Here is a 17,537-nt window from a genome sequence, read left to right as displayed (position 1 = left end):
TTCGGTTATGACATAGAAGGTATAAGTCCGAGAATCGTTTCGATAATGACGGTTAAAATAGGCACAGCCATTACGAGTATTAAAATTTTCCCCGCCAATTCTATTTTCGAGGCGATGGCTCCTTGACCGGCATCTTTTGTGAGCTGTGCCCCGAATTCAGCAATATAGGCGATTCCGATAATCTTTAAAATGGTTTCAACATAGACCATGTTGACATTTGCATTAATCGCAATTTTTTCTATCATTCGAATAATGTCGTAGATTTGGTCTACCAAATAAAGAAAAATGGCACATCCGGCAAAAACGACGATTAAAAACGCAAAAGTCGGCTTTTGTTCTTTTACAATTAAAGAAAGGAAGGTGGCGATCAGCCCTAAACCTACAATTTGAACAATGTCAATCTGCAAGCCCCCCTATCCTTGGAATAAAAACACAGCTTTTATCTTTTTAAATAGGTCATCTACAATCGTGGCGACCATAAATAAAATATAGATAAAACCTAACAGCGTCACCCACTGAGCATATTCTTTCTTGCCCATCTGATCCAATATCGTGTGTAAAAAAGCGACCACGATTCCCACTCCGGCGATTTGAAATATGACATTCACGTCTACTCCCATTTTATTTTTGCTCCCCTCACGTTTACATCAATAGAAGAATGAGTAACAAGCCCGCTAAAAAGCCCAAACTTTTTATCATCTTTTCATTTTTCGCTTGCGCCTGCTCAGCATCCGCTTCAGAGGCTTCCAAATGTGACAGCGCCAGCTTGATGTGCTTTTGCTGAGAGATTCGATCATGAATCCCGAGCGTCTCGCCAAACTGCTTCAGCACTTCGTATTCGCTTTTTTTCAAAGACAGGGTATCCCATACCTTCTTTAAGCTTTGCTCCCACGCCGTTTTCGCGGAATCACTTCCCTTGTCCAGCTGATCACTGAATGCGGAAAAAAGAGCTGAAACAGGCTGTGCGAGCTGTTTGGCAATCTGCTGTGAAGCAGTATGAAGCGGTGTATGGCCGTACATGATTTCAGCCTCGAGGGATTGAAGCGCCGCACGCAGCTGGCGGATTTGCCGCGGCCGTTCTGTATAAATCTTCGCCATCTCAAAACCTGTCCATGTTGTCGCTACCACAATGAATACAGCGCCCAGCAGCTTCAGCATGTTTTCACGCCCGTCGTCCTAGACAGCACATTTCCGTCTTTGTCATAAATTTGGCTCACTGTGCCCGGCCCTTTTGCTCTTGATAATTCCAAATAGCGGTCAAAGGCTCTTTCTTCCCACAAACGCTTCAATGAAGGCCGCTTCATCAGGTCGGATATACTCCAGCCATGCGCCGATACGATTACTGAAACACCGGCATGCAGCGCCTCCAGAAGTGCATCTGTATCTTCCATACGCCCGATTTCATCGACAATCATCACCTCAGGGCTCATGGATCGAATCATCATCATCAGCCCTTCAGCTTTTGGACAGGCGTCTAACACGTCAATTCTCTGACCAAATTGATGCTGCGGAATACCGCGAAGACATCCGGCAATCTCTGACCGTTCATCGACGATCCCTGTCTTTACGGGCAGCATGTTTTTTTTGCCGGTGCTTGAGAGCCTCGCAAGGTCCCGGAGAAGTGTTGTTTTGCCGGTTTGGGGCGGTCCGATAATCAGCGTATTCAGCCAGCTGTTTTGATATAAGTATGGAAGCAGCGGCTCCGCAATCCCCAGCTTTTGCCGGGCAATTCGTATATTAAAAGATGCGATGTCACGGAGGCCTTTCACACCTCCGTTTTCCGTAATGACTCTGCCCGCCAGTCCGACTCTGTGGCCGCCTCTGATCGTGACATACCCTTTCTTCAGCTCTTCTTCAAGTGTATACATACTATAGTTGCTGAGCCGGCTCAGGATCAGATGGGCATCCTCGGCCGTGCCCGCATAGGACAAATAAACAGGTTGTCCTCTTCGAATCAATTCAACAGGGCGGTTGATCCGAATTCTGACTTCTTCGATTTCCAGCCATTGTTGTTCCGGTATTTCAGAAAGGGCGTTTTTCATGGAATCAGGGAGAACCTCAGCGATTTCATTCAACAGAGCCTCCTCCTTTCTACCGATTGGCTTCTTTAAAATGTATGATGTGAGGCAGACTTTATGACAAGCCTCTCTTTATTTATGAACACCCGCCAAAATCAAGACAACACCCGTAAAAATCAGAATCAGCTTTGCATACGAAAGCTGCCCGGCAATTTGGTAGATTCCGACAGTCATTGTAATGATAAAAATCAACGGACCGACAATAGCGAGAATGCTGTTAACCACAACCGCCTTCCGGACATCGTTGGTCACAAGCATGACAATTGCTGCCGTCAGCTCAATCATAGAGGATAAAACTCGTAATCCCGCCATTGTTAAAACAGTAGAATTGATATTTCCAAGTAAAAATTTCATAGCACTCTCCCAACCTCCCATTTTTTTATATGATATGCTCTAGCTTGCTGAAGTAGTCTTGTCATTTTCGTATAAAAGAAAGATTCTGTTTTTGGGCACAAAAAAAGCCTGCCCCCATTTGGGAACAGACTTCTTTTTTTCTTTCTATGCTCTTGAAACGTAAGAACCGTCTGATGTATTGACAACAAGTGTGTCGCCTTCATTCACAAAGAACGGCACGTTTACAACAAGCCCGGTTTCAGTTTTCGCAGGTTTTGTACCGCCTGACGCTGTATCACCTTTAATACCAGGTTCAGTTTCAACAACTTTCAGCTCAACTGTGTTTGGAAGTTCGATACCAAGTGTTTCATCCTGGTACATCATGATATGCACAGACATGTTTTCTAGCAGGTATTTTAATTCTTCTTCGATTTGAGTTGCGCTCAGTTCAAGCTGCTCATAAGAAGAAGTATCCATAAATACGTGCTGATCTCCGTTTGCATATAGATATTGCATTGTTTTGGTTTCGATTTGCGCTTTCGCTACTTTTTCACCAGCGCGGAATGTTTTTTCCTGAATCGCGCCAGTGCGAAGGTTGCGGAGTTTAGAGCGGACAAATGCCGCACCTTTTCCAGGTTTTACGTGCTGGAAGTCAACGACGCGCCAAATGCCGCCATCTACTTCAATTGTTAATCCTGTACGGAAATCGTTAACTGAAATCATGTTTAATGTCCTCCTATATTCCAATCACAAAATAATAAGTTCTTTTGGGGAATGGGTGATTGTCCGGTTGCCGTTTTCTGTAATCACGATGTCATCTTCAATGCGGACACCGCCTGTTTCTGGTATGTAAATGCCCGGCTCCACTGTGACCACCATACCCGGTTCAAGGATAGCTGAAGATCTGACGGATAATCCCGGCGATTCATGAACTTCCATGCCGAGCCCGTGCCCGGTTGAATGGCCGAAATAGTCACCGTAGCCTTTTGCAGCAATATGATCCCTTGTGAGGGCGTCAGCCTCTTTTCCTGTCATTCCCGGCTTAATATGTGCGACGCCAAGCGCCTGAGCATCAAATACAACCTGATAGATCTCCTTCAATTGATCACTGGGCTGACCTACAGCGACCGTCCGGGTAATATCAGAACAATATCCTTTATAATAAGCGCCAAAATCAAGCGTAACAAGGTCTCCGCTTTCAATCAGTTTGTCACTGGCCACACCGTGCGGAAGGCTTGAACGAAGGCCTGAGGCGACAATCATATCAAAAGAAGAGCTGTCTGCTCCCTGGCTTCTCATATAAAACTCCAGCTCATTGGCAACAGCGATTTCAGAAATGCCGGGTTTCATAAACGTCAAGATATGTCTGAAGGCATCATCTGCAATCTTCGCAGCTTCCTCTAATATCTTAATCTCTTCACTAGACTTAATCAAGCGCAACTTTTCCACGGATTCAGCCACAGGCACTAATTCGGCATCACTGATAACGGCGCTGTATGAAGCGTAAGTGCCATATGTCATGCTGTTCTGTTCAAAACCGAGACGCTTGATGCCAAACGATTCAACAGTGTCGGCAGTGGTCTGAATCAAGCTGCCGCCATGTTCAATGATCTCAAAACCCTTTACCTGAACCTTCGCCTGCTCAGTATAACGAAAATCCGTAATAAACGCTGCTTTGTCACCCGATATAACAGCCAAACCCGCCGAACCTGTAAACCCTGTCATATAGCGTACATTCGTGCTGCTTGTAACCAGCATGCCGTCAATTCCCAGCTGTCCAAACAGGTTTCTTAATTTCTCTAGCTTCATCTTGATTCTCCCCCTTGCTGGCTTAATAAGTAGCGAACAGCAAGCTTGTAGCCTTCAGCTCCAAGACCGACAATCTGCCCTTTCGCAACAGGAGCGATAACCGACTGTTGCCTGAATTCTTCCCTGGCGTATAAGTTTGATAAATGCACCTCTACCACAGGAAGACTGATGCTTGAAACAGCATCCCTGATCGCATAGCTATAATGACTCAGGGCGCCGGGGTTCAGAACAATCCCGCTGTATTGCTCCTCAGCCTCATGTATCGCATCTATCAAATCACCTTCGTGATTAGACTGGAAGAAAGTGAGCTGGATATGTAAGGCTTCAGCAAACTGAAAAAGATCTGTTTCAATATCGGTCAGTGTCTGGCGGCCGAATACTTCAGGCTCACGACTCCCAAGCCGGTTAACATTCGGTCCGTTCAAAATCAAAAAATGAGGCACATAATCTCTCCTTTTCGCGAGGGTTTCTCATGTAAAAAATGTTCACTTCTCGTGAACATTTTATCATACTGGAAAAGGATTATACACTATTCTCTATGCATTCCCAGCGCACGTGCAAGCTTTTCCGAATTCAGCTCATTGTATTCAAATGAAATGGAATACCCGACAAACAGCCCGTAAAGCAAATAAATGCAAATGGTCGTAATAATTGTATCTGATGTCAGTTCGGTCACCGTGCGCACATCTGGAAAAATCGGATTAAAAACAAAAAACACGAGCAGCCAAAGCACCAAGCCGTATAAAATACCCGGCCACATTGTTTTTAAACGTTTCAATAGAAGAAAATAAAGAAATGCTGCGCCAATTGAAATTACTCCAATCAAAATGATGCTGATTACCGTTCCCAGCCCATGTTTTTTCCACTCTCCGAGTACAAACGGCTGCAATATCATATTCGGGCTGATTTCGGAAAAATGAAACAAATATGCGATATAAGCAACGAAACTCCAAAGTACGCCTCCGCAAAAACCTGTTGCCGCCACCCTGCCGGCCATTGAAACAGGCGGCTTTTGCTTCTCATTCAATTCTTCATTTTGTTCTGTATCTTTTTCGCTAGTCATCATGGCACCTCCAGTTAAAGTGTGCCCAAAAAATGAAATGTCAATAAAAAAGCTCACACTTTTTGACAGCTGCGAGTAAAATTTGAAAATAAAGGGTATAATGCATGTAGAAAAAGCAAGGCTATGGCAATTTTTTCAGCCTGTCAATCTAGAGGTTTAGCGCTGTTTCCTGTACAATAGAGTGAAAGGAAATGGTTAGCAATCCTAAAGAAATAGGCAGGTTGATAATATGTCAAAACATAAAGTTCCGCCCGCTTACGGCGGGCAGGCTGTTGTGGAAGGCGTTATGTTTGGCGGAAAGCATCATTACGTTACAGCCATCAGAAGAACGGATGGAAGCATTGACTTTTTTAAGCTTCCCCGCAAACACAACCCGAAACTGAACATCGTGAAAAAGATCCCGTTTTTACGGGGGATCGCGGCCATTATCGAAGCGAGTGCAAACGGCACAAAGCATCTGAATTTTTCAAGCGAACGTTACGGGCTCGATCCATCTGAAGACAAGACACTTGAGCAGGAAGAAAAAAAATCCTCCGGGCTGTCTATGTATCTCAGCCTCGCAGTTATAGGCGTCCTATCATTTTTGTTCAGTAAATTCGTATTTACATTGGTTCCAGTTTTCTTAGCGGAACTGACAAGGCCGATTTTTTCCTCGGACACGGCGCAAATCGCGGTTGAAAGCCTGTTTAAGTTGATTTTGCTGCTCGGTTACATCTATTTTTTGTCCATGACACCGCTTATTAAAAGAGTGTTTCAATATCATGGAGCCGAACATAAAGTCATAAACTGTTATGAACAGAATTTGCCAATTACTGTGGAGAATGTCCAAAACCAATCTCGGCTTCATTACCGCTGCGGATCAAGCTTTATTTTATTTACGATTATTGTCGGCATGTTTGTTTATTTACTCGTTCCGACAGATCCGCTTTGGCTGCGTGTTATAGATCGTGTCGCACTGATACCGGTCGTGCTTGGTATATCCTTTGAAGTTCTGCAGCTGACAAACAAAGTGCGTGACATTCCCGGTCTGAAATTACTTGGGTACCCGGGACTTTGGCTTCAGCTGTTAACCACAAAGGAACCTAAGGATGAACAGGTTGAAGTTGCCATCGAAAGCTTTAACGAACTTCTCAGACTCGAAGCATTGTCTGAGCAAAATCAGAAGCCTTCTCACAACGTCATCTAAAATCCGTTGCCCTGCTATTACTTTCGGAGGTGGACAGTTATGAATCATCGTGTACAACCTATTATTGCTGTATTAATTGCGCTGGGAGCGTTCGGTTTCCTCTATGTGCTGGTAACCAATCCCGGAGAAATGGCAAAAATGGCGGTAACCGTCATCGTGGCAGGTATCATTATTTATTTTATTGTGAAATATGTAATGAATCGAAATGCGGGCAGCGAAGGAGCAGCCTTCAAAAAAGCGGCGAAACAATCGCGGCGCCGGATGAAAGAACAAAAAGCAAAACACCGCGCCGGACATAAGGGACGTGTCAGCCACCTGCGAAGCGTTCCGAGCGCCAGCAAGCCTAAGCCGATGATTCTCAAGAAAAAAAGCCAGACTCAGCTGACTGTTATAGAAGGGAAAAAAAATAAAAAGAAAAACAGGGCGCTTTTTTAATAGGTCCACTGCTTTAAAAACAGCTCTGTCCGTCTTTTACCTAGCTCAATCAGGGCTAGTTTTTTTTGTTGTGTTAAATGAAAATCAGTTGCCATTACGCCATCAACCGGGAGAAAAATGATATTTTGTTCATAGCGTGATGCAATGTGCCTTGCGTCATGGGCATCCTTCATCGTTTCAAACAGGGCGCCGAACAGTTCAAAAGCGTTGCGGATATTTTTTTTCGGACGCTCTCTTTCACGCGGCGCAAGCGTCACACCGATCACAGGGCGCTTTCTTTCCTTTGAAAACAGCCAGATGGGGAAATTGCTTAACACACCTCCGTCGACAACCGTGGCGGTGCCTGTGTCCGTTTTTAATTTTATCGGTTCAAAAAAATACGGAATGCTGCAGCTCATTCTGACCGCTCTGGCAACCGGGAACATATCGGGATTTAACCCGTAACGGGCCAAATCGTCCGGCAAAACAATCATGGTGCCGTTTGTCAGATCAGAAGCAATAAGGCGCAGAGACCCTTTCTGTAAATCGCCGAAAACCCTTATGCCTTTCGCTCTTAACAGATCAGCAATCCATTTTTCTATCGTATCGCCTTTGTATAAGCCAAGACGCCAGTAGATGGACACCCACTGGAGCATCTTTAAGGGGAGAAATGAGTACCTCTGATCCAGCAATTTCTCTCCGTCCACTTCTTCAATTAAAGCGTGGATTTCCTTACTGGTGTAACCTGACGCAATGAAAGCGGCAATAATGGCGCCGGCGCTTGTACCCGCAACTCTTTTAAAGCGGAAGCCTTTTTCCTCAAGCACTTCATAAGCGCCTGCGAGCGCAATGCCTTTTACTCCTCCGCCGGAAAAAACACCGTCAATATACATCTCATTCCCTCCCCCTCCATCCGATCGTTTATTACCATTTTAAGAAAACACGCGAAGAAATAGACCAACGAATGACGGGTGGCGTCAGCGTATCAAAAAAGACGGCCTCCTTCGAGACCGCCTTTTTACTGATTATGATGTTCTGTTTTCTTTTGGATTGATTTCAGATCTTTTTTACGGGCATCATCTTCTTCAAAATATTGAACAAGATCCCCGATGCGATCAATACTGTTCCAGCTTAAATGATGTTCGATTCCTTCGACATCGTTATATATTTTCTCTTCATCAACACCAATGATTCTTAAAAACTGCTCAAGCAATTCATGTCTGTATACCAGCCGTTTGCCTATTTTTTTCCCTTTAGACGTTAACACGAGACCGCGATATTTTTCATAAATTAAATATTCGTCTTTATCTAGTTTTTGAACCATTTTTGTTACAGAGGAGGGATGGACTGCCAATGCTTCCGCGATATCGGAAACTCGTGCATATCCTTTTTCTTCAATCAGCATATAAATCTGTTCAATATAATCTTCCATACTTGGTGTTGTCATCGAAACCCTCCCAAAAAGCACCTTAACTTTATAAACCATTACAAGTTTACACTAATGAACTTGAAAAAACAAGGATGCTCCGCGGGTCAAAAGCCCTGTTTACCGCTTATAATTCCATTCATCTGAAGCGTACTTTGTTTCAGCCAAGTGATGAACAAAACCAAGCTCTTCCTGAGAAAGTTCATATGGCTCCAAATGAATGTTAAGACCTGTTTCAAATCCTTCTTTAAAGGCTTTACGAGCCTCATCCATCGTCACCCGCTTTTCGGTGAGTTCATTAATGGCAACCGCTTTGTTTTTGAAATTGCGCTGCATCCGCTCTCTTACTCTTTCACTTGGATATAAGAACAGATCGAACAGCTTGTCCTCATCTAAATCAAGAAGAATGGAGCCATGCTGAAGAATCACGCCTTTTTGTCTCGTTTGCGCGCTTCCCGCCACCTTGCGCCCCTCAACCACTAGCTCATACCACGAAGGCGCGTCAAAACAAACAGATGACCGCGGATTTTTTAAGCTTTCTTTTTCTTTTTCAGTTCTCGGGATGGCAAAGTAAGCGTCCAGACCGAGATTTCTAAAGCCTTGAAGTATGCCTTCTGAAATAACCCGGTAAGCCTCAGTAACAGTCGCCGGCATCTCGGGGTGCTCTTCCGAAACAATTACGCTGTATGTCAGTTCCTGATCGTGAAGCACACCTCTCCCGCCGGTCGGGCGTCTGACGAATCCGAGATTATATTTATGTACTGCTTCAAAATTGATTTCCTTTTTAATATTTTGAAAATACCCTACAGAAAGTGTCGCCGGATTCCAGCCGTAAAAACGGATAACCGGGGGGATTTTCTTTTCGCTGTGCCAATATAAAAGCGCTTCATCAAGCGCCATATTGAATGCAGGACTTGCATTGCCTGAGTCTATAAACCGCCAAGTTTCTTTTTGCATTTTAAGACCTTCCTTACCGTTTTAATAGAATCAGTTTATCAAACTGTCGGGAAAATGAAAAATATTTTAGTTCCATTATAGATGACAATCACGCTGTGCTTTACTATAATAGTATTTGTCGAAAACGGCTCTATGACCTTGTTTTATGAAGCAGGGTTTTGATTTTATATGCTAAAGGAGTAGAATCACATTGTCTAATATGATCGTTTTGATTATTTTTGCTGCGTTTATCATCTATATGATTGCTTCCTATGTCTATCAGCAGCGAATTATGAAAACACTTACCGAAGAAGAATTCCGCGCGGGTTACCGCAAAGCGCAGCTTATTGATGTTCGTGAGCCAAATGAGTTTGAGGGCGGACATATTTTAGGCGCCCGCAACATCCCGCTTTCCCAGCTGAAACAGAGAAAAAATGAGATCCGTACGGACAAGCCTGTTTACCTGTACTGCCAAAACAGTGTCCGCAGCGGACGCGCGGCACAAACCCTGCGCAAAAACGGCTGCACTGAGATTTACAACCTAAAAGGCGGCTTTAAAAAATGGGGCGGAAAGATTAAAGCGAAGAAATAAAGCAAACAGCTGTCTGGTAGACAGCTGTTTTTATTTATCTTTCTACCGCCTCGTATCTGAGCACCGGGTGTCTCGCCGCTTTTGTTTCATCCATTCTTTTTACAATCGTTGTATGCGGGGCCTCCTGAACAAGCTCCGGATTCTCCTCCGCTTCTTTTGCGATTTGAATCATAGCATCAATAAACGCGTCCAGTGTTTCCTTTGATTCGGTCTCCGTCGGCTCGATCATGATGCATTCTTCAACATTAAGCGGGAAATAAATAGTCGGCGGATGATAGCCGAAATCAAGGAGCCGTTTTGCAATATCAAGCGTACGCACTCCCAGCTTTTTCTGCCGCTTCCCTGATAATACAAATTCATGCTTGCAATGGCGGTCAAACGGAAGATCGTAATAAGGCGCGAGCTTTCTCATCATATAATTGGCGTTTAACACTGCGTTCTCAGTAACAGCCTTTAATCCGTCAGGCCCCATGGAGCGAATATACGTATACGCTCTCACATTAATGCCAAAGTTGCCGTAATACGGCTTCACACGGCCGATCGCATGAGGGCGGTCATAATCAAACGTAAAGCGCCCTTCTTTTTTAACTAAAACTGGCTTTGGCAAATAAGGAATCAGATCTTTTTTTACGCCGACAGGGCCTGAGCCGGGGCCTCCGCCGCCATGAGGGCCTGTGAATGTTTTATGCAGGTTGAGGTGCACCACGTCAAATCCCATATCTCCAGGTCTCGCCTTGCTTAAAACGGCATTTAAATTAGCGCCGTCATAATACAGTTTCCCCCCCGCTTGGTGTACAATTTCCGCCATCTCTGTAATCTGCTCCTCAAACAAGCCGAGCGTGTTCGGATTCGTCAGCATGAGAGCTGCAGTTTCTTCATTCACTGCTCTTTTTAAATCCTCTAAATCAACAAGCCCATTTTCATTCGATTTCACCGTAACAGTTTCAAAGCCTGCTACTGTCGCTGATGCAGGATTCGTCCCGTGCGCGGAATCAGGGACAATGACCTTCGTCCGCTTGAAATCCCCGCGAGCTTCATGATAGGCACGGATCATCATCAGCCCCGTCCATTCGCCGTGCGCTCCGGCAGCAGGCTGAAGCGTAACCTCATCCATTCCCGTTATTTCTTCAAGGTGCTTGCTTAAATCATATAAAAGCTCTAATGCGCCTTGCACCGTGTCTTCATCCTGAAGAGGATGAATCGCAGCAAAACCAGGAATACGTGCGATTTTTTCATTGATTTTCGGATTATATTTCATCGTGCAAGAACCGAGAGGATAAAAACCGGAATCCACCCCGTGATTGCGTTTGGACAGCGCTGTATAATGGCGCATGATGTCCAGCTCTGAAACCTCCGGCAGCGCTGCGTCTTCGTCACGAATATAGGTGTCTGACAAGAGGTCCCCCAATTCGATTTCCGGTACATCGAGCTCCGGCAGACTATAGCCGATTCGGCCTTCTCTTGAAAGTTCAAAAATAAGTGCCTGGTCCTGATTACTCATGGCGATCCCCCAATTCCTGAATGAGTGCGTCAATTTCTTCTTTTGTTCTCAGCTCCGTTACAGCAATCAGCATATGGCAGTCCAGCTCCGGATACGTCAACCCAAGATCATATCCGCCAATCATGCCTTTTGCCAGCAAACGCTTGTTCACAGCTCTCACCGGCTCATCCAGTTTGATGACAAATTCATTAAATATCGGCCCGTCAAACATAACGGTAAGACCTGCTTTTTTTGCTTCTTGCTTTGCATAGTTGGCTTTTAAGAGATTTTGGCGGGCTATATCTTTTACGCCGTTTTTTCCGAGAGCAGTCATGGCCACTGATGCTGCCAGCGCATTTAAAGCTTGGTTCGAGCATATATTTGATGTTGCTTTATCTCGGCGGATATGCTGCTCCCTGGCTTGCAGGGTAAGCACAAAGCCTCTTTTTCCGTTTTCGTCTTCCGTTTGTCCGACGAGACGGCCCGGCACCTTTCTCATTAATTTTTTAGTAACGGCAAAAAAGCCGCAATGCGGGCCGCCGTATGCTGAAGGAATGCCGAAAGGCTGCGCATCACCGACGACGATGTCAGACTGAAACTTGCCCGGCGGAGTGAGAAGACCTAGCGCAAGCGGGTTAGCTGAAACAATAAACATGGATTTCCCTTGATGAGCGATAGGCTCAATATCCTTTAGCGGCTCGATCCGGCCGAAAAAATTCGGGTACTGAACGATCACTGCGGCTGTGTTCTCGCAAACGGTTTGGCGCAATGCATCAAGATCCGTAACGCCATCCGCAGCGGGTACTTCAACAACATCAATATACTGACCTTTTGCGTACGTTTTCAGCACTTCTCGCGATTCAGGATGCACGGTTTTTGACACAACGATTTTTTTCTTTTTCGTGTGGCCTGAAGCAAGCATTGCTGCTTCCGCCAAGGCTGTTCCGCCGTCATACATCGAGGAGTTGGCGATATCCATGCCTGTCAGTTCACAGATCATCGTTTGGAATTCAAAAATAGCCTGGAGCTCTCCTTGTGAAATCTCTGGCTGATAAGGCGTATATGCGGTATAAAACTCAGAGCGCGAAATGACATGATCCACAATGACAGGCTGATAGTGGTCATATACACCCGCTCCTAAGAAAGAAGCGTATTGTACGGTATCACAATTTTTAGAGGCCAGCTTTGTCAGTTCTCTTGTTAATTCTGTTTCTGATTTCGCTTTTTTGATTTGATACTCTTTTTTATATTTGACGTTTTCCGGTATATCAGCAAATAAATCATCGATGCTGCTTACGCCGATAGTAGCAAGCATCTCCTGTTTATCCTTTTCTGTTGCGGGCAAATAACGGTGCTTCATGTGTTGTCTCCTCTCTCCAAGAAAAAATATTAGCGTTTATAAAATGGTGTTTTGACAACCTTTGCTTTCACTAATTTTTTGCGAATCTCTACATCTACAACAGTCCCGATCTCACTTGTTTCCGAATCAATTAAGGCAAGGCCGACGTTTTTCCCTAAAGTCGGTGACTGCGTGCCGGTTGTCACCTTTCCGACAGACTTGCCATTTTGGAAAACCTCATATCCGTGCCGCGGTATCCCTTTTTCAATCATTTCGAGACCGACAAGTTTGCGCTTCGCTCCGTTTTCTTTTTGTTCACTCAATACTGACTTACCGAAAAAGTCAGACTCTTTTTTGTGCTTTACAGCAAAGCCTATACCTGCTTCAATCGGTGTAATATCCCGGGTCAGCTCCTGACCGTAGAGCGGGAGCTTCGCTTCAAACCGGAGTGTATCACGTGCACCGAGACCGCATGGAATCAATCCGTATGCATCCCCTGCATCGATGATTTTTTTCCAAATATGCATAGCATCATCACTGCGGCAGTAAATTTCATACCCGTCTTCTCCCGTATAGCCAGTGCGTGAAATAAGTGCTTTGCGGCCGCTGATATCGGCTTCATCAATAAACGCAAACGGCTTTAATGCAGACACATCTGCATCTGTCAGATTTTTTAAGACCGCTTCTGCTTTCGGTCCCTGTACAGCCAAGAGCGCGATTTGATCTGACTGGTTGTCAATCTGTACATCACCTGCTGCATGTTCTTTCATCCAAGCCAAGTCTTTATCTATATTAGAAGCATTAATGACAAGCAGATAGCGGTTCTCTTCTTTTTGATAGATAAGCAAATCATCGACGGTTCCGCCATCCGGGTAACACATCGCTGTATATTGAGCACGGCCTGGCGTTAACGCGGAAACATCATTTGTCATCAATCTTTGCAAAAAAGACAGACTGTCGTTCCCTGACACTTCGACTTCTCCCATATGAGATACATCAAACAAACCGGCTGCAGTTCGGACAGCCTCGTGTTCTTTTTTTATAGAAGAAAATTGAACAGGAAGCTCCCAACCTCCGAAATCAATCGTTTTTCCTCCATATTCCTTATACAGGTCAAATAACGGCGTTCTTTTCAGCATCTAATTCCTCCCCTTTATCAACGGCGCAGCTAAAAAACATACAAAAAAGGACAGAGAAACACCTCATGTAAAATGAAGGTTCTCTGTCCTGGCACCTGAAAGTTTACTTTGCATACGCAAAGACGTCCCCTTTGGTGGTTTGCGCATCCGCACAAACACTCTCCAGAGTTGCGTCGAGCAAGAGTTCTTTTGCCTGAGAGATTCACTCCGCAGTTTGCTCCTTCGGCGCCTGTATCCCGAGGTTTTCGGTCAGGTCTCTCCCCTTGCTGTCATTCGCTCATATTTTCATGCTGTTATGGACATACTATAGCAATATCTTACATCAAATACATACTCATATCCTACCATCATCACTATATGCTGGGCAACAGCAATTTGGGCAGATTTTTCTTATATTATTCATCTTAAGAATCGAAGAATAAGAAAGGCGGTTTCAAAGCAATGAATACAGAAATGATCTACGATGCAAAATGGCCTGAAGAATTTGCTGAAAGACTGAAAAACGATGGCCCTTGGGCAAACTGGGAACTGTACAAGCTCTCTGCAGAAATCCAGAAAACATTAGCAATTCCAGATTTTGAAGGCTTACGGGCTCCTTTATATCTGCCTTCCTTTACGCCGCTCCCCCACCAGCTTGAAGTGGCGCAAAAAGTGGTTGAAAAAATGAACGGGAAAGCGATTTTAGCAGATGAGGTTGGTCTCGGGAAAACGGTTGAAGCTGGACTGATTCTAAAAGAATATATGATTCGCGGGTTAGCAAAAAAAATTTTGATCCTTGTGCCCGCTTCACTTGTGTCACAGTGGGTCAAAGAGCTTCAGGAAAAATTTTTGATTCCGGCTGTTGAACAAAAGAAAAGCTATGTGTGGGAGCAATGCGATATTGTCGTCTCATCAATAGACACCGCGAAGCGCTCGCCCCATCGAGAAATCGTTCTGTCTATCCCATATGATCTTGTCATTATTGATGAGGCACACAAACTGAAAAATAGCAAAACGAAGAACTATGAATTTGTCCGGAATCTCGTAAAAAAATATTGCCTGCTTCTTACCGCGACGCCAATCCAGAACCGTATCGAAGAGATTTTCAATTTGGTGTCCTTATTAAAACCCGGCCATTTAGGCAGTCAGAATCACTTTCAGGAGGAGTTCGCCAAGAAGAAATCCAGTTTAGAAGCGCATGAACATTTAAAAGATCTTGTGAATAAAGTCATGATCCGTAACAGGCGGCATGATACCGGGCTGAATTGGAAACAGCGCCATGTTGAAACAGTGCCGATTGAATTTTCTCCATCAGAGCAGGCGCTTTATGATGAAATTTCTCGTTTGAAGGAAAGTATCAATAAACCAGCCAGCATGTTCTCGATTATGACCTTGCAAAGAGAATGCTGTTCGAGCAGAGAAGCGGTGTATATGACGCTGAAAAAGATGCTTGATCAAAAAGAGAAACAAGCACCTGCCATTGATGAGGATACGATTTCAGTTTTAATAGATCGAATTAATCAAGTGACACAAAACTCTAAAGCGCTTCAAGTTGTTGATTTGATCAAAAAGATCGACGATAAGGTCATCATTTTTACAGAATACCGTGCAACTCAGATTTATCTGCAGTGGTTTCTTCAGCAAAACGGCATCAGTTCTGTGCCGTTTAGAGGCGGATTTAAACGTGGGAAAAAAGACTGGATGAAGGATCTTTTCCGCGGAAAAATCCAAGTCCTTATTGCAACTGAAGCAGGCGGTGAGGGAATTAACCTGCAATTTTGCAATCACATGATCAACTATGACCTGCCATGGAATCCGATGCGACTTGAGCAAAGAATCGGAAGAATTCACAGACTCGGGCAGGAGCGTGACGTGCACATTTATAACATGGCAACAAAACATACGGTGGAAGAGCATATTCTAAAGCTTTTATATGAAAAAATTCATTTGTTTGAAAAAGTGGTCGGCGAACTTGATGATATTTTAACGAAAATTCAAGTGAACAATTTTGAAGAGCACCTTCATGACATTTTGTATCACTCAGCAACAGAAGAAGAAATGAAAATAAAAATGGATAACTTAACCTCATTTTTGTCTTATAAAAAACAGCAGCCTGCTGAAAAAAGAGGATCTTAGCCTGTAAGGAGGTTTTACTAGTGAGACAGCAAGAGGTTCACGATTTTCTGCTGCGTTTTTTTCAAGCAAACAGCTGCCAAATCGTCGATCAAGGCTTAGGCTATATGACAGTGCAGCTTACAGTTGAAATGGACAAACAAATCATGAACCGCCCTTTCTACTGGCATTGGCGCGAGAAGACAGGCGGTGATCCGAATCCAATGAAAATCACTTTTATTACAGATAAAGAAAATGCGCCAAAAGACCTAGATGGTGAATTTATATATTTTGGGGCCCCGCGTCTTTTTCAAATATTTAAAGCTGTTAAACAAAATGGGAGATTTACCAGAATGTATGAGAAAATTGAATCAGCCGGAGCCAAAGTCCCACTTCAGCCTTGGCTTGGTATAAATGTCACGATTTCATACCAGTCCGACATGAAAAAGGATAAGTTATTATCACTAGGTCTTCACCTAGTCTCTGGAACGATAATTGAAGATTTTCAAAGCAAGCTGACTCAGCTTTCACTGACATCACAAATATGTGACTATTGCTTCACCATTTCACCTATGATCAAACCAGAAAGCGGACTTAAGCGTATGGAAAACTATATTTCCAAATCCGCTATGCAGGAGCCGTCCGACTGGGCGGAACAGGCGGTTAACAGGTGGAAGAATGATATGACATTGCTTGATAAGTTTTACGAGCATATAGAAGAAAAACCAGAAGAATACCATCTAGAAAAACAGGCGCTGAAAACCTTGTATCAACCAAAGATATCAGTTGAAATTGAAAATGGCGGATTGTTTTATCTGCAAAATAATATTTCAAGCTAACTTTTTTACCATTCGACATCATTCTCGTTTTTTTTGAGAAAATACGATTATAATAAAGGTATATTGGAAAAAAATTCTGGTGATTTAATGGCAAATGACTTCCAGAGACTAATGAAGCATACAATAAGTCATGGCCGGACTGGCTGAAATACATAAACAAGTATTTTAGGAGGAGAAACTGCATGAAGAATGCAAAACAAGAGCACTTTGAATTGGATCAAGAATGGGTTGAATTAATGGTGGAAGCCAAAGAGGCAAATATCAGCCCGGAAGAAATACGAAAATATTTACTTTTAAACAAAAAGTCTGCTCATCCTGGTCCGGCAGCCAGAAGTCATACCGTAAATCCTTTCTGAATGTGCTATAATATCACAAGGAAGGTGATGACATTGATTGGCCAGCGTATTAAACAATACCGTAAAGAAAAAGGCTACTCACTATCAGAACTAGCTGAAAAAGCTGGGGTAGCGAAGTCTTATTTAAGCTCAATAGAACGAAATCTACAAACGAACCCCTCCATTCAATTTCTCGAAAAAGTCTCCGCTGTTCTGGACGTCTCGGTTCATACTTTGCTCGATGAGAAACATGAAACCGAATACGATGGTCAATTAGATAGTGAATGGGAGAAATTGGTTCGCGATGCGATGACATCCGGGGTATCGAAAAAACAATTTCGTGAATTTTTAGATTATCAAAAATGGAGAAAATCCCAAAAAGAGGAGTAGTGCCTGAGCAGAGGCACTAACTCCTCTTTTGTCAATAACCATCGAGACGGCCCAGTATATGAATACTGGGCCGTCTCTTTTTATGGC

The 17,537-nt window shown here is 43.9% G+C and carries 22 protein-coding genes and 1 riboswitch; of the genes, 7 read left to right on the top strand and 15 right to left on the bottom strand.

Annotated elements, in window-relative coordinates:
- Positions 1-5: 5 nt before the first annotated feature.
- The 9 genes from spoIIIAD to PUN35_RS02200 all read right to left on the bottom strand — a co-directional run bounded on the left by spoIIIAD (position 6) and on the right by PUN35_RS02200 (position 5,286).
- A complete protein-coding gene (gene spoIIIAD / locus PUN35_RS02240) occupies positions 6-407 on the bottom strand; it encodes a stage III sporulation protein AD (RefSeq protein WP_003230228.1) in 402 nt (133 codons plus the stop codon).
- 6 nt (positions 408-413) lie between these two features.
- Positions 414-620: a stage III sporulation protein AC gene (spoIIIAC, locus tag PUN35_RS02235; RefSeq protein WP_003153142.1), complete on the bottom strand. Its 207-nt coding sequence runs from the start codon at positions 618-620 to the stop codon at positions 414-416.
- Positions 621-642: 22 nt separating this feature from the next.
- Entirely contained in the window at positions 643-1,158 is a 516-nt protein-coding gene (gene spoIIIAB, locus PUN35_RS02230; RefSeq protein WP_014480238.1) for a stage III sporulation protein SpoIIIAB, read from the bottom strand.
- Positions 1,152-2,075, bottom strand: a complete 924-nt coding sequence (spoIIIAA, locus tag PUN35_RS02225; RefSeq protein WP_014480239.1) for a stage III sporulation protein AA — start codon at positions 2,073-2,075, stop codon at positions 1,152-1,154. Before spoIIIAA ends, spoIIIAB begins: the two co-directional genes overlap by 7 nt.
- A gap of 75 nt (positions 2,076-2,150) precedes the next feature.
- Positions 2,151-2,432, bottom strand: coding sequence for a YqhV family protein (locus PUN35_RS02220; RefSeq protein WP_004398639.1), 282 nt, complete (start codon positions 2,430-2,432; stop codon positions 2,151-2,153).
- Positions 2,433-2,576: 144 nt separating this feature from the next.
- Positions 2,577-3,134: an elongation factor P gene (gene efp / locus PUN35_RS02215; protein WP_003226377.1), complete on the bottom strand. Its 558-nt coding sequence runs from the start codon at positions 3,132-3,134 to the stop codon at positions 2,577-2,579.
- Positions 3,135-3,158: 24 nt separating this feature from the next.
- A complete protein-coding gene (gene papA, locus PUN35_RS02210) occupies positions 3,159-4,220 on the bottom strand; it encodes an aminopeptidase PapA (RefSeq protein WP_014480240.1) in 1,062 nt (353 codons plus the stop codon).
- Positions 4,217-4,663 carry a type II 3-dehydroquinate dehydratase gene (gene aroQ / locus PUN35_RS02205; protein WP_014480241.1) on the bottom strand — a complete coding sequence of 149 codons (447 nt, stop codon included), beginning with the start codon at positions 4,661-4,663 and terminating at the stop codon, positions 4,217-4,219. Before aroQ ends, papA begins: the two co-directional genes overlap by 4 nt.
- A gap of 86 nt (positions 4,664-4,749) precedes the next feature.
- Entirely contained in the window at positions 4,750-5,286 is a 537-nt protein-coding gene (locus PUN35_RS02200) for a YqhR family membrane protein (protein ID WP_003230222.1), read from the bottom strand.
- Positions 5,287-5,512: 226 nt separating this feature from the next.
- On the opposite strand from PUN35_RS02200, the gene PUN35_RS02195 reads away from it, so the two are divergent.
- Positions 5,513-6,469 (top strand): DUF1385 domain-containing protein, encoded by a 957-nt coding sequence (locus PUN35_RS02195; protein WP_014480242.1) that lies wholly within the window; start codon positions 5,513-5,515, stop codon positions 6,467-6,469.
- 39 nt (positions 6,470-6,508) lie between these two features.
- Positions 6,509-6,904, top strand: coding sequence for an SA1362 family protein (locus tag PUN35_RS02190; protein WP_003226367.1), 396 nt, complete (start codon positions 6,509-6,511; stop codon positions 6,902-6,904).
- On the opposite strand, the gene PUN35_RS02185 is transcribed toward PUN35_RS02190, so the two are convergent.
- From PUN35_RS02185 to lipM, 3 genes are all read right to left on the bottom strand, one after another.
- The gene (locus tag PUN35_RS02185; protein WP_014480243.1) at positions 6,901-7,776 is read right to left on the bottom strand and encodes a patatin-like phospholipase family protein; all 876 of its coding nucleotides are present in this window, start codon (positions 7,774-7,776) and stop codon (positions 6,901-6,903) included. The two genes, PUN35_RS02190 and PUN35_RS02185, sit on opposite strands and share 4 nt — an antisense overlap.
- A gap of 125 nt (positions 7,777-7,901) precedes the next feature.
- Positions 7,902-8,330 carry a transcriptional regulator MntR gene (mntR, locus tag PUN35_RS02180; protein ID WP_003236923.1) on the bottom strand — a complete coding sequence of 143 codons (429 nt, stop codon included), beginning with the start codon at positions 8,328-8,330 and terminating at the stop codon, positions 7,902-7,904.
- Positions 8,331-8,429: 99 nt separating this feature from the next.
- A complete protein-coding gene (gene lipM, locus PUN35_RS02175; RefSeq protein WP_014480244.1) occupies positions 8,430-9,266 on the bottom strand; it encodes an octanoyltransferase LipM in 837 nt (278 codons plus the stop codon).
- Positions 9,267-9,456: 190 nt separating this feature from the next.
- Here lipM and PUN35_RS02170 point away from each other — a divergent pair, with 190 nt between their 5' ends.
- Positions 9,457-9,837, top strand: coding sequence for a rhodanese-like domain-containing protein (locus PUN35_RS02170; protein WP_004398485.1), 381 nt, complete (start codon positions 9,457-9,459; stop codon positions 9,835-9,837).
- A 34-nt stretch (positions 9,838-9,871) separates the two neighbouring features.
- Here the strand turns inward: PUN35_RS02170 and gcvPB are convergent, their stop codons facing one another.
- From gcvPB to gcvT, 3 genes are read right to left on the bottom strand one after another with little or no spacing between them, the layout of a single operon-like run.
- Positions 9,872-11,338 carry an aminomethyl-transferring glycine dehydrogenase subunit GcvPB gene (gene gcvPB / locus PUN35_RS02165; protein WP_014480245.1) on the bottom strand — a complete coding sequence of 489 codons (1,467 nt, stop codon included), beginning with the start codon at positions 11,336-11,338 and terminating at the stop codon, positions 9,872-9,874.
- On the bottom strand, positions 11,331-12,677 hold the full coding sequence (gene gcvPA, locus PUN35_RS02160; protein ID WP_014480246.1) for an aminomethyl-transferring glycine dehydrogenase subunit GcvPA: 1,347 nt from the start codon (positions 12,675-12,677) through the stop codon (positions 11,331-11,333). The genes gcvPB and gcvPA overlap by 8 nt, the downstream gene beginning before the upstream one ends.
- Before the next feature lie 29 nt (positions 12,678-12,706).
- Positions 12,707-13,795: a glycine cleavage system aminomethyltransferase GcvT gene (gene gcvT / locus PUN35_RS02155; RefSeq protein WP_014480247.1), complete on the bottom strand. Its 1,089-nt coding sequence runs from the start codon at positions 13,793-13,795 to the stop codon at positions 12,707-12,709.
- A 171-nt stretch (positions 13,796-13,966) separates the two neighbouring features.
- Positions 13,967-14,068: riboswitch (glycine riboswitch) on the bottom strand.
- Positions 14,069-14,236: 168 nt separating this feature from the next.
- On the opposite strand from gcvT, the gene PUN35_RS02150 reads away from it, so the two are divergent.
- From PUN35_RS02150 to sinR, 4 genes are all read left to right on the top strand, one after another.
- Positions 14,237-15,910 (top strand): DEAD/DEAH box helicase, encoded by a 1,674-nt coding sequence (locus tag PUN35_RS02150; protein WP_014480248.1) that lies wholly within the window; start codon positions 14,237-14,239, stop codon positions 15,908-15,910.
- A 20-nt stretch (positions 15,911-15,930) separates the two neighbouring features.
- A complete protein-coding gene (locus PUN35_RS02145) occupies positions 15,931-16,725 on the top strand; it encodes a YqhG family protein (RefSeq protein WP_014480249.1) in 795 nt (264 codons plus the stop codon).
- A 182-nt stretch (positions 16,726-16,907) separates the two neighbouring features.
- A complete protein-coding gene (sinI, locus tag PUN35_RS02140; protein ID WP_003230187.1) occupies positions 16,908-17,081 on the top strand; it encodes an anti-repressor SinI in 174 nt (57 codons plus the stop codon).
- Between the two features lie 33 nt (positions 17,082-17,114).
- Positions 17,115-17,450 carry a transcriptional regulator SinR gene (gene sinR, locus PUN35_RS02135; protein WP_003226345.1) on the top strand — a complete coding sequence of 112 codons (336 nt, stop codon included), beginning with the start codon at positions 17,115-17,117 and terminating at the stop codon, positions 17,448-17,450.
- Positions 17,451-17,537: the final 87 nt, after the last annotated feature.

The sequence above is a fragment of the Bacillus sp. N3378-2at genome, from assembly GCF_033412715.1.
GTDB lineage: Bacteria > Bacillota > Bacilli > Bacillales > Bacillaceae > Bacillus > Bacillus subtilis.
The sequence above is the reverse complement of the archived record's forward strand: the minus strand, read 5'-3'. Positions and strand labels throughout refer to the sequence as shown.